Here is a 13,883-nt window from a genome sequence, read left to right on the forward strand (position 1 = left end):
ACGTTGTGGTGCGCGGCGCCCGTGCCGCTCGTGCTGTCCTCGCCCTGGTCAGGTGCCGATCAGGTACCGAACTTGTCCGCGTCCACCGGTACCTCGGCGGCTGCCAGTCCGCGCAGCACGTCGCCCACCACGATCACAGCCGGGCTGGCCAGGCCGGCCTCGGCGATGCCGTTCTGCAGGTTGCCCAGCGTGGTCGCGATGTGCCGTTGGTGCGGCAGGCTCGCATGCTGGATGACGGCCACCGGCGTGTCGCCCGGCAGGCCTTGCAGCAGTTCGCGTTCGATGTGCCCGGCGCCCGACACGCCCATGTAGATAACGAGCGTGAGCCGCGCGTTGTACGCCGTCGCGGCCAGCGCGCGCCAGTCGGTCGGGTCCTCGGCTGCACCGGCCCCTGTCTTGGCATGGCCGGTGACGAACACCACGCCCTGCGCATGGTCGCGGTGCGTGAGCGGCACGCCCAGCGCGGTCACGGCCGCCAGGCCGGCGGTGATGCCGTTGACCACGGTGCATTCGATGCCGGCTTCGCGCAGGTGTTCGACTTCTTCGCCGCCGCGGCCGAAGATGAACGGGTCGCCGCCCTTGAGGCGCACTACCGTCTCGCCTTCGCGCACCGCGGTGATCATCAGCCGCTCGATGAATGCCTGCGGCGTGCTTTTGCAGCCGCCGCGCTTGCCCACGTGCACGATGCGCGCTCCGGGGCGGGCGTAGGCCTGCACGATCTCGTCGTTCACGAGGTCGTCGACCAGCAGCACCGTCGCGGCCTGGATTGCCTTCACGGCCTTGACGGTCAGCAGCTCCGGGTCGCCGGGGCCGGCGCCCACCAGCGTGCAGCGGCCGGTGATGAAGGAGGAGGGGGTGTCGTTGTTCATGCGTGGGATGCCAGTTGCGTGATGTGCCTGACTTGCGCCGCAATGGCTTCGGGCACGGGAAGCTCGCCGGCCAGCACGCGGCGCGTGTAGTCGGCGGTGGTGGCGACGTCGATTTCCTTCGGCAGGCCCGGCACTTCGGCGGTGGTGCCGGCCTGCTGCGCCTGCAGTTCGGTGCGCACGCCGCGCACGAAGCCGTCGATCTGCGCGGTGCGGCGCGGGTCGGACACTACTTCGCCTTCGAGGCCGCGCGAGAGCAGGGCGGTCATGCCCGTGAGCTCGAAGGTCTCGCCCATGGTGCGGGCGTATTCGGGGTGTGTGTAGCTGGCCACCACCACGCAGGGGCCGGCGGTGGGCTGCATCAGCTTCACCACGCTGTGGCCCGGGTTGCGCAGGCCGACCACGCGGCGCACATCGAGCAGGCGCTTGAGCGCGGGGTTCAGCAGTTCGGTGGGCGCAAAGGCCGCTTCGCCGTTGGCGATGGGGCGGATGGCGGTCATGGGCGGAACATCGAGCGCCGAGAGCACGTTCGACGCCAGCACGCGCGAGGTTTCGCTCGCACTGCCGTGCACCAGCACCGGCAGGCCTTCGCGCGCCAGCAGCAGCGCCAGCAGCGGCGTGAGCACCGGCAGCTTGCGCGCGCCGTTGTAGCTGGGCAGCACGACCAGCGCCCGGTCGCCCGCCGGGATGCGGTTCAGCCGCGCATGGGTGGCATCGAGAAAACCGGCCATTTCCTCAGGCGTTTCGCCCTTGATGCGCATGGCCAGGCAGAAGCCACCGATTTCGAGGTCGGTGACGGTGCCGTCCAGCACCTGGCCGAACAGGTCGGTGGCCTGTTCACGCGTGAGCGGCTTGGCGCCTCGCGCGCCGCGGCCGATTTCCTTGATGTATTGGCTGATTCCCATGGGTAGGCGGATTGTCCTGCAACGCTTATGCCGGAATGTCATTCGGCTTATGCACAGGGCTGTCATGGGGCTTCCACCATCGCTTCGGCTGGCGTAGCCCGCACCATGCGCCTGAGCTCCGGAATGCACGAGCCGCAGTTGGTGCCGCACTTCAGCGCGCCCTGCAGCTTGGCCAGCCGCTCGTCGGCGGTGCCGGTGCAGCGGCCCAGTTCGGTCTGGATCGCCACGTCCGCCACGTTGAAGCAGGTGCACACCGTCTTGCCGCGCGACTGCACCGCCACCGGCGCTTTCGAGCCCGGCGACAGCAGCAGGCGGCCGTAGCTTTGCGCCGGCAGTTCCTCGCGCAGCAGCGTGGAGATCCAGGTTTCGGCGCTGGTGTCGCCGCCCAGCAGGAAGGCTTCGAGGCCGGCGCTGCCGTCGGCACGGCGCACCAGCCGGGCCGAGCGGCGCTGGCCCCGGCGGCGGTCGGCGTAGCGCAGGGTGTCGGCGGTCTGCAGGCCGAGCAGGGCTTCGATCTTCTCGACCAGCGCGTCGTCGGGCGCGTCGTGCGCTGCGGCGCGAAAGAGCAGGCCGCTACGTTCGGCGCCCTGCGTGTTGCCGGCAAACGGCACGCAGGTCGCAAAAGGAAACAGCGCCATCATCGGCTGCAGCGCGCGGTGCGCGGCCAGCGCGTCGCCATCGGGCAGCCAGGCCATGGCCAGCAGCGACCACGGCAGCTCGGCCTTGAGGATCTTCACCGGCGTGTGCTTCAGCTCGGGCTGCTTCGAGGTCGGGCAGTAGGCCGGCGTGGTCAGCGAGTTGATGCCCGCGAGCCGCGTGCCGTTCGACGAGCAGCCGCTCAGGTACTCCTCGCCCCAGTGCATGGCGACGAACGCCTGGCTCAGCCCCACCTCGGCGCTGGCACGCGCGGGCAGCATGATCGAGCCGCGCCTGGAGGTCAGGTGCACCAGGTCGCCTTCGCGGATCTGGCGGCGCGCCATGTCCTGCGCGTTCATCTGCACCACCGGCTCCGACACATGACCGAACAGGCGGCCGACGGTGCCGGTGCGGCTCATGCCGTGCCACTGGTCGCGCAGGCGGCCGGTGTTCAGCGAGAAGGGGTAGCGGGCCTCGCGGGCTTCGGCCACCGGCTTGTAGGCCGTGTCGACGAAGCGGGCGCGGCCATCGGGCGTGGGGAACACGCCGTCTTCGTAGAGGCGCACGCGGCCGGTGCTTTCGCCTTCCTTCAGCGGCCACTGCTGCGGGCCGGCGGTTTCCAGCATCGCGTAGCTCAGGCCGGTGATGTCGAGGTCGCGCCCGCGCGTGGATTCGCGATGCTCGTTCCAGACCGATTCGGCCGTCTCGTACGGAAACAGCGTGAACGCGCGGCCCAACTGCCTTTCGAGCCGGTGCGCGAAGGCCACTGCAATCGACCAGTCGTTGCGCGCCTCGCCGGGCGCCGGCACGGCCGGGCGCACGCGCGAGATGCGGCGCTCGCTGTTGGTCACGGTGCCTTCCTTCTCGCCCCAGGTGGTGGCTGGCAGCAGCAGGTCGGCAAAGGCGCAGGTGGCGGTGGTGGCAAAGGCTTCCTGCACCACGACGAACTCGGCGCGTTCCAGCGCGCGGCGCACCGTCGTCTGGTCGGGCATCGACTGCGCCGGGTTGGTGCAGGCGATCCACAGCGCGCGGATCTCGCCGTCGGCCGCGGCCTGGAACATCTCGACGGCCGTCTTGCCCGGCTTCTCGGGCACCGAGGGCACGCCCCACAGCGCGGCCACTTCGGCGCGGTGATCGGGGTTCGCCAGGTCGCGGTGCGCGCTCAGCAGGTTGGCGAGGCCGCCGACTTCGCGCCCGCCCATCGCATTGGGCTGGCCCGTCAGCGAGAACGGGCCCGCGCCGGCACGGCCGATCTGCGCGGTCGCCAGGTGCAGGTTGATGAGCGCGGCGTTCTTCGCCGTGCCGCTCGACGACTGGTTCAGGCCCTGGCAGTACAGGCTCAGCGTGGCGGGCGAGGTGGCGAACAGCCGCGCCGCCTCGAGCAGGTCTTCCTTCGGGATGCCGCACACCTGCGCGACCTTGTCCGGCGTGCATTCGCGCACCGTGGCCTTCAATGCGTCGAAGCCGTTGGTGTGCGCCGCGATGTACTTCGCGTCGATCCAGCCTTCCCACAGCATCAGGTGCAGCATGCCGTTGAACAGCATCACGTCGGTGCCGGGCTGGATGGGCAGGAACAGGTCGGCGATCTCGACCGTGTCGGTGCGGCGCGGGTCGGCCACGACGATCTTCAGCGCCGGGTTCGCGGCCTTCGCGTCCTCGATGCGGCGAAAAAGAATGGGGTGCGCCCACGCCGTGTTGCTGCCCACGATGAACAGGCAGTCGGCGTGCTTCAGGTCGTCGTAGCAGGCCGGCGGCGCGTCGGCGCCCAGCGTCTGCTTGTAGCCGGCCACGGCGCTGCTCATGCACAGGCGCGAGTTGGTGTCGACGTTGTTGGTGCCGATCAGGCCCTTGGCGAGCTTGTTGAAGACGTAGTAGTCCTCGGTCAGCAGCTGGCCGGACACGTAGAAGCCAACCGAGTCCGGGCCGTGGTCGCGGATCACCTGCGCGAACTTGCCGGCGGCGTTGTCGAGCGCGGTGTCCCACGTCACCGCGGTGGGCGCTTCTGCGCGCGCGAGGCGTTGCATGGGCTGCAGCAGCCGCGTCTGCCGCGTGACCGTGGCGCTGGCCGTGAGGTGCAGCGTCGAGCCCTTGGTGCACAGCCGGCCGAAGTTCGCCGGGTGGTCAGGGTCGCCGCGCACGCCGGTGATTTCGCTGCCCTGCGATTCGATGATGACGCCGCAACCGACGCCGCAATAGGGGCAGGTGGAGCGGGTCTCAAGTGTCATGGGTTATTCCAGCGGCAGAACCGTCAGCACCGCGAACGGCTTCGGGCCGGCGACCGGGCGTTCCAGGTCGATGGCGTGCGTGGCCAGTTCGCCCGCGTCGAGGTGCACCACGCCGTCTTCCACCTTCACGGCGAACTTCGGCGTGCAGCCTTCGTCGGGCGACCTGGCGCAGCCGTCGTCCAGCCCGATGGCCCAGTTGTGCAGCGGGCAGGCCACGCTGGTGCCGAACACGATGCCCTGGCTCAGCGGGCCACCCTTGTGCGGGCAGCGGTCGAGCAGCGCGAACACCTCGTTCTCGGCGTTGCGGAACACGGCAACGTCCACGCCGGCAGGCCGCGCCACGCGGCGGGCGCCGAGCACGGGGATGTCGTCGATGCGGCAGATGACTTTCCAATCGCTCATGGTGTCTCCTTTCAGGCGGTCTGGTGGGTGTCGATCGGCGCCGTCAGCGGCGTGAACTGCCGCACATCGACCGAAGCCTGCGCTGACTCGAACCACGGATCGGGCTCGCCGTCGAGCGCGAACTGCAGGCGTTCCCACAGCGCCTTGCGGCCTTCGGCGTCGTCGAGGATCTTCTTCTTCACGTAGTCCAGCCCCACGCGGCCGATGTAGTGCACCGTGCGCTCCAGGTACCAGCCCTCTTCGCGGTACAGCTGCAGGAAGGCGCCCGAGTACTCCATCACTTCTTCGGCCGTCTTCACCTTCACGAGAAACTGCGCGACCTCGGTCTTGATGCCGCCGTTGCCGCCCACGTAGAGTTCCCAGCCCGAGTCGACGCCGATCACGCCCACGTCCTTGATGCCGGCCTCCGCGCAGTTGCGCGGGCAGCCCGACACCGCCAGCTTGACCTTGTGCGGCGAGTACATGGCCCACAGCGCGCGCTCCAGGTCCTTGCCCATCTGCGTGGAGTCCTGCGTGCCGAAGCGGCACCACTCGCTGCCCACGCAGGTCTTCACCGTGCGCAGCGACTTGGCATAGGCAAAGCCGCTGGGCATGCCGATGTCTTTCCAGACGTTTTCCAGGTCTTCCTTCTTCACGCCCAGCAGGTCGATGCGCTGGCCGCCCGTGACCTTGACGGTCGGAATCTTGTACTTGTCGGCCGCGTCGGCAATGCGGCGCAGCTCGTCGGGCGTGGTGTGGCCGCCCCACATGCGCGGAATGACGGAGTAAGTGCCGTCCTTCTGGATGTTGGCGTGGCTGCGCTCGTTGATGAAGCGGCTCTGCGGATCGTCCTTGGCCTCCTTCGGCCAGGTGCTGATCAGGTAGTAGTTGATGGCCGGGCGGCAGGTGGCGCAGCCGTTGGGCGTGCGCCAGCCGAGGTTGCGATACACCTCGTCGTGCGTCAGGTAGTGCTCCTTGCGGATCGCATCGCGCACGTCCTGGTGGCTCGCGTCGGTGCAGCCGCACACGGCCTTCTTCTTGGGCGTGGCCGAGTAGTCGCCGCCGGCGGTGAACATCAAAATCTGCTCGACCAGCCCGGTGCACGAGCCGCAGCTGGCACTGGCCTTGGTGTGCTTCTTCACCTCGTCGAGCGTGAACAGGCCCTTTTCCTTGATGGCCTTGCAGATGGTGCCTTTGCTCACGCCGTTGCAGCCGCAGACCTCGGCGTCGTCGGGCATGGTCGCGGCCTTGTTGTGGCCCTCGTGGCCGGTGTCGCCGATGTTCGATTCGCCGAACATGAGCTTGTCGCGGATGTCGTGCACGCTGCGGCCGTCGCGCAGCAGCTTGAAGTACCAGCTGCCGTCCACCGTGTCGCCGTAGAGGCAGGCGCCCACGAGCTTGTCGTCCTTGATCACCAGCTTCTTGTAGACGCCGCCGAAGGGGTCGCTCATGACGATTTCTTCAGTGCCTTCGCCGCCCATGAACTCGCCGGCCGAGAACAGGTCGATGCCCGTCACCTTCAGCTTGGTGGACGTGAGCGAGCCCAGGTAGCGGCCGATGCCGAACTGCGCCAGGTGGTTGGCCGCCACCTTGGCCTGCTCGAACAGCGGCGCGACCAGGCCGTAGGCAATGCCGCGGTGCGCCGCGCATTCGCCGACCGAGTAGATGCGCGCGTCAGTCACCGTCTGCATGGTGTCGGTGACGACGATGCCGCGGTTGCAGTGCAGGCGCATCTTCTCGGCCAGCTCCACGTTGGGGCGGATGCCCACGGCCATCACCACCAGGTCGGCCGCCACCTCGGTGCCGTCCTTGAAGCGAATGGTCTTGACGCGGCCGTCTTCACCGCCCAACAGGTCTTGCGTCTGCGCACCGATCCGGAACTTCAGGCCCCGGTCTTCCAGCGACTTCTGCAGCAGCTTGCCCGCCACGTCGTCGAGCTGGCGCTCCATCAGCCAGGGCATCACGTGCACCACCGTCACGTTCATGCCGCGCAGCATCAGGCCGTTGGCGGCTTCCAGGCCCAGCAGGCCGCCGCCGATGACCACCGCGTTCTTGTGCGTGCGCGCGGTCTCGATCATGTAGTCGGTGTCGGCAATGTCGCGGTAGGCGATCACGCCCTTCAGGTCCTTGCCGGGCACCGGCAGCATGAAGGGGTTGGAGCCGGTGCACATCAGCAGGCGGTCGTAGGCGGCCTCGGTGACATCGCCTTGCGAATCCACGGCGCGCACGATGCGCTTGACGCGGTCGACTTCCACCACCTTCTTGCCGGCGTGCAGCGTGATGTTGTTGTCCGTGTACCACTCCCAGCTGTTGAGCACGATCTCGTCGACCGTCTGCTCGCCCGCCAGCACCGGCGACAGCAGGATGCGGTTGTAGTTGGGATGCGGCTCCGCGCCGAAGACGGTGATGTCGTACAGCTCGGGCGCGATCTTCAGCAGCTCTTCGAGCGTGCGCACGCCGGCCATGCCGTTGCCGACCATCACGAGTTTCATTTTCTTCATGGGGCTGGGCCTTTCAGGGAAATCAAGCAAAGGAGCGCCCGCGGCGCGCGTTCAGAATCGCGCCATGAGCTTTGAAGTGGACATCGGCTACAGCAGCCAGCGCGGACCGCGCGAGCTGAACGAAGACTTCGCCGGTGCAGTGCATGCGCCGCCGGGCGACGAGGCCCGCGGCCTCATTGCGGCCATTGCCGATGGGGTGTCCAGCGGCGGGCACGGCCGCGAGGCGGCGCAGACCACGGTGATGAGCCTGCTGGCCGACTACTTCGCCACACCTGCAACCTGGGAGCCGACCGCCGCGCTCGACCGCCTGATCGGCGCGCAGAACGGCTGGCTGGCCGACCACAACCGCCGGCGCCAGAGCAAGCAGGACGGCGGCACGGCGCTCACCACGCTCACCGCACTGGTGCTGCACGGCCAGAGCTACACGCTGGCGCACGTGGGCGACACGCGCGCCTGGCGCGTACGCGCCGGCGGCGGGCCGGCCGTGCCGCTCACGCAGGACCACGCCTTCGACCACCCCGACATGCGCAGCCGGCTCACGCGCGCCATCGGCCTCGACGACCAGGTGCGCGTCGACTACGCCCAGGGCGACGTGCGCGTGGGCGACTGCTTCGTGCTGAGCTCCGACGGCGTGCACGGCGTGCTCAAGCCGCAGCAGGTGGCCGCGCTGGCCCTGCAGGGCGATGCCGAAGCGGCCAGCGAGGCGCTGGTGCACGCGGCGCTCGACGCCGGCACGCGCGACAACGCGACCGCGCTGGTCATCCGCGTGGTGGGGCTCGATGCGCGGCAGCTCGACGACGAACTCGGCGACGGCCGCCGGCTCGCACCGCCGCCCGCGCTGAAGGTGGGCGACGTGCTCGACGGCTACGCCATCACCGCGCTGGTGGCCGACACTGGCGTGCACCTGCTGTACCAGGCGCGTCATCCGCAGACGCGCGAGCTGGTCGCGCTGAAGACGCTGCATCCCTCGCGTGCCGGCGATCCGCAGGAACGCGCGATGCTGGCGCACGAGGCGTGGCTGGGGCTGCGTGTCGGAGGTATTGGCGGCAGCGGTTTCGTTCGTGTGCACGAGCGCGCCGAGAACGCGAGCGCGCTGTACATCGTGTTCGACTGGCATGGCGGGCGCACGCTGGAGCAGTTGCGCAAGGCGAACGCGCGCGGTGCGGTGGCCGAGGTGGTGACCGCCGGCGTCGAGCTGAGCCGTGCGCTCGGCCGGCTGCACCGGCAGGGCGTGATCCATCGCGATATCAAGCCCGGCAACCTGCACCTGGGCGACGACGGGCGCTGGCGCATCCTCGACCTCGGCGTGGCCCTGTCCGGAAGAGAAGGCGCTGCCCAGCGCGAGCTGCATGCCGGCACGCCCAGCTACATCAACCCCGAGCAGTGGGAGGAGGGCGGCACCGCCGACGCGGCCAGCGACCTGTTCGCGCTCGGCGTCACGCTGTACCAGTGGCTCACCGGCCATCTGCCCTACGGCGAGATCGAGCCCTACCAGGTGGCGCGCTACCGGCGCGATCCGGTCGCGCTCTCGCGCATCCGCCCCGACGTGCCGATCTGGCTCGATCACCTGGTGCGCAAGGCTGTCGCCCGCGATCCGCGCGAGCGCTTCGAAACCGCCGAGGAACTGCTGCTCGCGTTGGAGCGCGGCGCTTCGCGCCCCGTGAACGCGCCCGCCGCCACGCCGCTGATCCGCCGCGACCCGCTCGCGCTCTACCAGCTCGCGCTCGGCGTGTCGGTGCTGTTCAACGTGCTGTTGATCGTGTGGCTGCTGTTCTTGCCACGTTGAGCGGAAGACGGCGGGACGTGTCATGAGCGTGCCGTCTTGCGAATGTGGGGGGCAGCTGTGTGCGGCGTCGTGACGCGTGCACGGCCCCCCTTTTCGGCCCAGGTGCGCGTCCAGCGGATCTGCATCACGCGCATCACGCCCAGCATCACCAGCGACAGCGCCGCGAAGAACACGAAGCCCCAGATATAGCTGCCCAGGTATTGCTTCGACAGGCCCATGGCGTTGGGCACGAGGCCACCGCCCAGTGCGCCGATCTCGCCGATCATCGAGCCGGCCACCGCCGTGCTCGTTGGCCAGCGCAGCGGCACCAGCTGGAATAGCGCGCCGTTGCCCGCGCCCAGTGCGGCGAAGCAGACGATCAGCACCAGCGTGGTGACGGCCAGCGAGCCTGAAGAGAAGCCCACCAGCACGAGGCTCACGGCCACCACCAGCAGCACCACCGTCAACGTGTTCACGCCGCCCCAGCGGTCGGAGATCCAGCCGCCCACGACGCGCACCGCCGCTCCCATGAAGGCCGCGAGCATGGTCAGCTGGCCGGCCTGCACCTTGCTCACGCCGAACTGGTCGTAGTAGTACGAGGGCAGGAAGGTCGTGAGGCCAATGAAGCCGCCGAAGGTCACGCCGTAGATCAGGCTGAACACCCAGCCGTCTTTCTCGAACAGGCAGGCAATGTGCTCGCGGAAGCTCGAATGGGCGTTCACGTCCGGCGGCTCCTTGGCGAACACCACCATCACGACCATCGGAATGAGGATGGCGACGGCGGCCACGCCGTACACCGCCTGCCAGCCCAGCCAGTTCGCCAGCGGCGGTGCCACCAGCACCGACACCGCCGTGCCCACGTTGCCCGCGCCCACAAGGCCCATGGCCAGGCCCTTGTGCTGCGGCGGGAACCAGCCCGAGCCAAGCGACAGCGCCACGCCGAAGCTCGCACCCGCAATGCCCAGCAGCACACCCATGGCGAGCAGGTCGTTGAAGCTCTTGACGAAGAAGAAGCCGAACAGCATCGCCACCGCGATCAGGCCCATCTCGACCAGCGTGGCCTTCTTGCGGCCGATGTACTGCGAGAGGATGCCCAGCGGAAAGCGCATCAGCGCGCCCGCGATGATCGGCACCGACAGCATCAGGCCCTTCTGGGCGGGCGAGAGGTTGAAGGTTTCGCCGATGAAGGGCGCCATGGCGCCGTTGAGCACCCAGATGCAGCAGGAAAACGAGAAGTACAGGAAGGCCGCGAACAGTGTCGGGCTGTGGCCTGATTGCAAGAAATTCCTGAAGCTGGACATGGCGTTCAAAGATGCGAAAAGCCGCGGCGCGACCCTGGAGAGGTCGTGTCGACGGACGGGGTTGGGGTCGGAGTGCCGGCAGCGGACGCTGTCGGCGTGGGGGTGTGCACGGCGTGTGAATTGCCGGGCCGGCTGCAGGAGCCTGCAGCCTCATCACCAAAGCGGTGCTTCGTTACACCGCGCTCCGTTTCATGCAAGAGGCGTGCCTGCGAGTTCGCGCGGGCGTGGCCTATGCTCGCGATGCGTTCCCACACCGCTTCCCCAAGATGTCCCTTCTCGTAGTCCTGCCCGATGAACCCGCCGGCCTTGTGTTGCCCGAGGCGCTTGCGCGGGCGCTGTCCGGCGCCGGTCTCGACGTGCTCGGCTGCGTGGATTGCGGCAGCTTCGCGCGGCAGGTCGAGGCGCTGGCCCCCCGGCAGGCCTTGATCTGCCTGCCTTTGCCCACGCCCGCGCTGCTCGACGCATTGCGCACGTGGGCCGGCCTGCCACCGTGTGCGCTGAGCCTTGTCAGCGCGCCGTTGAGCGGTGCTCAACATGAAGAACTGGTCGCGCTCGGCGTGCACGCATGGATGCAGGCCGATGCCATTGATGCCGAATCGCTCGCCGCATTGGCCGCCCGCGCCCGGTCGCGCTGGCAGCGCGAGGCCACTTTGCGCACCGAACTGGAGAGCCTGCGCACCCGCATGGACGAGCGCAAGTGGGTCGACCGCGCCAAGGGCCTGCTGATGTCCGCGCGCGGCATCGGCGAGGACGAAGCCTTCGGCCTGCTGCGCGGCGCTGCGATGCATGCCAACCTGCGTCTGGGCGAGGTGTCGCGCTCGGTCATCGAGGCGGCGCAGTGGGCCGACGCGATCAACCGCGCCGGGCAACTGCGCATGCTTTCGCAGCGGCTGGTGCGCGTGGCGGCGCAGCTGCTGGGCAACATCGACGCCCAGCGGGCGCGAGTGCTGCGCACGCAGTCGGCCGAGCGGGTGCAGCAGAACCTCGATCATCTGGCGGCCCTCGGGCTCGGTGCGGCCGGTGCGCAGGCGCTGGGGGATGCGCAAGCCGCGTGGAGCGGGCTGGCCACTGCCCTGACCGCGCGGCCGACGGCCGCGGGGCTGGCCGACATCGACCAGCGCGCGGAAGTGCTGCTCCACGCAGCGGAGGCCTTGACGGAGGCGCTCGAAACCTCGGGCGCGCGGCGCGCGCTGCGCATCGTCAACATCTGCGGGCGGCAGCGCATGCGTGCGCAGCGGCTGGCCAAGGACGCGCTGCTGGCCGCAGCGCTGAAAGAGAAGGCCGCGAACGCGCGGCTGGTGCCGACCATGGCCGAGTTCGAGGCCGCATTGCTCGAGCTGGAGCACGCGCCGCTCAGCACCACCGAGATCCGCGCCGCGCTGGCCAGCGCCCGCGACGAATGGCTGCGGCTGGTCGGCGGCGTGCGCACGCTCGACAGCGCCGACGGCCGTGCCACGCTGGTGCGTTCCAGCGACGCGCTGGTCGACACCTTCGAGCGCCTCACGGCGTCGTACGAGCACAGCCTGCAAGTGATCATGTCCTGACGCCGGTTGTGCTGGCGCGGGCGCAGCGTCAGGCCGCGACCTTCTCCACGTGCGCCTGGCGCGTGTAGAGGAAATCGATCACCGCCTTGCGTGCGTGCACATAGGCCGGGTCTTCGGCCAGTTCGACGCGGTTGCGCGGGCGCGGAAGGTTCACTGCGAGTACGTCGCCGATGGTGGCGGCAGGGCCGTTGGTCAGCATCACGATGCGGTCGCTCAGCAGCACGGCCTCGTCGACGTCGTGCGTCACCATGACGACAGTGCTGTGCGTCTTCTGCACGATGGCCAGAAGCTCGTCCTGCAGCTTGGCGCGGGTGAGGGCGTCGAGCGCGCCGAAGGGCTCGTCCATCAGCAGCACCTTGGGCTCCATCGACAGCGCGCGCGCAATGCCCACGCGCTGCTTCATGCCGCCGGAGATTTCGCCGGGCCGCTTCTGCGCGGCGGGCGTGAGGCCCACCAGCGCCAGCGCCGCATCGGTTCGCGCGCGCAGCTGCGCCTTGTTTTCGGTGGCCGCGAACACGCGCTCGACCGCGAGGTACACGTTCTCGAAGCAGGTGAGCCAGGGCAGCAGAGAGTGGTTCTGGAACACCACCGCGCGCTCGGGGCCGGGGCCCTTGATTTCCTTGTTGGCGCACAGCAGCGAGCCTTCGGTGGGCGTGGTGAGCCCGGCAATCAGGTTCAGCAGCGTCGACTTGCCGCAGCCCGAGTGGCCGATGAGCGTGATGAACTCGCCCTTGGCCACGTTCAGGTTCACGTCGCGCAGCGCGACGAAGCGGCCCTTGGGCGTCTTGAACGCCTGCTCGACCCCGTGGATCTCGATGTACTTGCTGTCGTCGATCATGACTTCACCTCTTCGAATGTGAACGCCGTTGCGAGCTTGATGAGCGCGAACTCCAGCACCAGGCCGACGATGCCGATCACGAAGATCGCGATGATGATGTTGGCGACGTTGAGGTTGTTCCACTCGTCCCACACCCAGAAGCCGATGCCGACGCCGCCCGTGAGCATCTCGGCCGCCACGATCACCAGCCACGCAGTGCCCACGGCCAGGCGCACGCCGGTCAGCATGTAGGGCAGCACGGCGGGGAACAGGATCTTGGTGAGGATCTTCCATTCGCTGAGGTTCAGCACCTTGGCCACGTTCATGTAGTCGCTGGGTACGCGCTGCACGCCCACGGCGGTGTTGATGACCATCGGCCAGATCGAGCAGATGAAGATGGTCCAGATGGCCGCCGGGTTGGCGCCCTTGAACACCAAGAGGCCGATGGGCAGCCAGGCCAGCGGCGACACCGGGCGCAGCAGGCTGATCAGCGGGTTGAACATGCGCGCGAGAAATTCGAAGCGCCCGATCGCGAAGCCGGCCGGAATGCCGACCAGCGCCGCCAGCCCGAAGCCCAGCGCCACGCGCTGCAGCGACGAGAGCACGTTCCAGCCCACGCCCTGGTCGTTCGGGCCCTTGCTGTAGAACGGATCGCTGAACACCGTCACGGCCTGCTGCCAGGTGGCTGCGGGCGTGGGGAAGCCGGTGGTGCTTTTCATGGCCACCACTTCCCAGATCAGCAGCAGCAGGCCGAAGCCCGCCAGCGGCGGCAGCACGCGCATCCAGAAGGCGCGCAGGTCGATGGGCGTGCGCACCCGGGGCTCGGGCGCCGGGGCGGGTGCGGGCTTGGGGGTTGCCGGCCTGGCGGCGACGGAAGGGGCCACTTGCGTCACCTGCGCGGTGGTCGCTTCGAGCGGCGAGTGAAAGACTGCGCTGACCATG

General features: G+C 68.9%; 10 protein-coding genes. 2 read left to right on the forward strand and 8 right to left on the reverse strand.

Translation table 11 applies throughout. From position 1 onward, the window contains the following. Window positions 1-59 precede the first annotated feature (59 nt). The 5 genes from cobA to nirB all read right to left on the reverse strand — a co-directional run bounded on the left by cobA (window position 60) and on the right by nirB (window position 7,514). Window positions 60-869 (reverse strand): uroporphyrinogen-III C-methyltransferase, encoded by an 810-nt coding sequence (gene cobA / locus ACN9MV_RS11670; RefSeq protein ID WP_307617107.1) that lies wholly within the window; start codon window positions 867-869, stop codon window positions 60-62. After that, the gene (gene ybiB / locus ACN9MV_RS11675; RefSeq protein WP_426392324.1) at window positions 866-1,771 is read right to left on the reverse strand and encodes a DNA-binding protein YbiB; all 906 of its coding nucleotides are present in this window, start codon (window positions 1,769-1,771) and stop codon (window positions 866-868) included. The genes cobA and ybiB overlap by 4 nt, the downstream gene beginning before the upstream one ends. Window positions 1,772-1,833: 62 nt before the next feature. After that, window positions 1,834-4,632, reverse strand: coding sequence for a molybdopterin-dependent oxidoreductase (locus ACN9MV_RS11680; RefSeq protein ID WP_426392326.1), 2,799 nt, complete (start codon window positions 4,630-4,632; stop codon window positions 1,834-1,836). Between the two features lie 3 nt (window positions 4,633-4,635). Next, window positions 4,636-5,034 (reverse strand): nitrite reductase small subunit NirD, encoded by a 399-nt coding sequence (gene nirD / locus ACN9MV_RS11685; protein ID WP_093057868.1) that lies wholly within the window; start codon window positions 5,032-5,034, stop codon window positions 4,636-4,638. An 11-nt stretch (window positions 5,035-5,045) separates the two neighbouring features. Beyond that, entirely contained in the window at window positions 5,046-7,514 is a 2,469-nt protein-coding gene (gene nirB / locus ACN9MV_RS11690; RefSeq protein WP_354337490.1) for a nitrite reductase large subunit NirB, read from the reverse strand. Between the two features lie 64 nt (window positions 7,515-7,578). Here nirB and ACN9MV_RS11695 point away from each other — a divergent pair, with 64 nt between their 5' ends. Further along, window positions 7,579-9,300, forward strand: a complete 1,722-nt coding sequence (locus tag ACN9MV_RS11695) for a protein kinase domain-containing protein (RefSeq protein ID WP_426392328.1) — start codon at window positions 7,579-7,581, stop codon at window positions 9,298-9,300. A 20-nt stretch (window positions 9,301-9,320) separates the two neighbouring features. Here ACN9MV_RS11695 and ACN9MV_RS11700 read toward each other — a convergent pair whose 3' ends face one another. Further along, window positions 9,321-10,580, reverse strand: coding sequence for an MFS transporter (locus tag ACN9MV_RS11700; protein WP_426392330.1), 1,260 nt, complete (start codon window positions 10,578-10,580; stop codon window positions 9,321-9,323). Window positions 10,581-10,846: 266 nt separating this feature from the next. Between ACN9MV_RS11700 and ACN9MV_RS11705 the strand changes: the two genes are divergently transcribed. After that, window positions 10,847-12,124, forward strand: a complete 1,278-nt coding sequence (locus ACN9MV_RS11705) for an ANTAR domain-containing protein (RefSeq protein ID WP_426392331.1) — start codon at window positions 10,847-10,849, stop codon at window positions 12,122-12,124. A 28-nt stretch (window positions 12,125-12,152) separates the two neighbouring features. On the opposite strand, the gene ACN9MV_RS11710 is transcribed toward ACN9MV_RS11705, so the two are convergent. Both ACN9MV_RS11710 and ntrB read right to left on the reverse strand, forming a co-directional pair. Further along, window positions 12,153-12,962 (reverse strand): ABC transporter ATP-binding protein, encoded by an 810-nt coding sequence (locus ACN9MV_RS11710; RefSeq protein ID WP_093079890.1) that lies wholly within the window; start codon window positions 12,960-12,962, stop codon window positions 12,153-12,155. After that, complete coding sequence (gene ntrB / locus ACN9MV_RS11715) at window positions 12,959-13,882, reverse strand: nitrate ABC transporter permease (RefSeq protein ID WP_426392333.1); 924 nt, start codon at window positions 13,880-13,882, stop codon at window positions 12,959-12,961. The genes ACN9MV_RS11710 and ntrB overlap by 4 nt, the downstream gene beginning before the upstream one ends. Window position 13,883 lies beyond the last annotated feature (1 nt).

The organism is Variovorax sp. R-27, assembly GCF_049913215.1.
Taxonomy (GTDB): Bacteria; Pseudomonadota; Gammaproteobacteria; order Burkholderiales; family Burkholderiaceae_C; genus Variovorax.

Bases quoted from the DNA above. Each gene is read 5' to 3' on its own strand.
- cobA (WP_307617107.1), bottom strand. From the start codon at position 869: ATGAACAACGACACCCCCTCCTCCTTCATCACCGGCCGCTGCACGCTG.
- ybiB (WP_426392324.1), bottom strand. From the start codon at position 1,771: ATGGGAATCAGCCAATACATCAAGGAAATCGGCCGCGGCGCGCGAGGC.
- ACN9MV_RS11680 (WP_426392326.1), bottom strand. From the start codon at position 4,632: ATGACACTTGAGACCCGCTCCACCTGCCCCTATTGCGGCGTCGGTTGC.
- nirD (WP_093057868.1), bottom strand. From the start codon at position 5,034: ATGAGCGATTGGAAAGTCATCTGCCGCATCGACGACATCCCCGTGCTC.
- nirB (WP_354337490.1), bottom strand. From the start codon at position 7,514: ATGAAGAAAATGAAACTCGTGATGGTCGGCAACGGCATGGCCGGCGTG.
- ACN9MV_RS11695 (WP_426392328.1), top strand. From the start codon at position 7,579: ATGAGCTTTGAAGTGGACATCGGCTACAGCAGCCAGCGCGGACCGCGC.
- ACN9MV_RS11700 (WP_426392330.1), bottom strand. From the start codon at position 10,580: ATGTCCAGCTTCAGGAATTTCTTGCAATCAGGCCACAGCCCGACACTG.
- ACN9MV_RS11705 (WP_426392331.1), top strand. From the start codon at position 10,847: ATGTCCCTTCTCGTAGTCCTGCCCGATGAACCCGCCGGCCTTGTGTTG.
- ACN9MV_RS11710 (WP_093079890.1), bottom strand. From the start codon at position 12,962: ATGATCGACGACAGCAAGTACATCGAGATCCACGGGGTCGAGCAGGCG.
- ntrB (WP_426392333.1), bottom strand. From the start codon at position 13,882: ATGGTCAGCGCAGTCTTTCACTCGCCGCTCGAAGCGACCACCGCGCAG.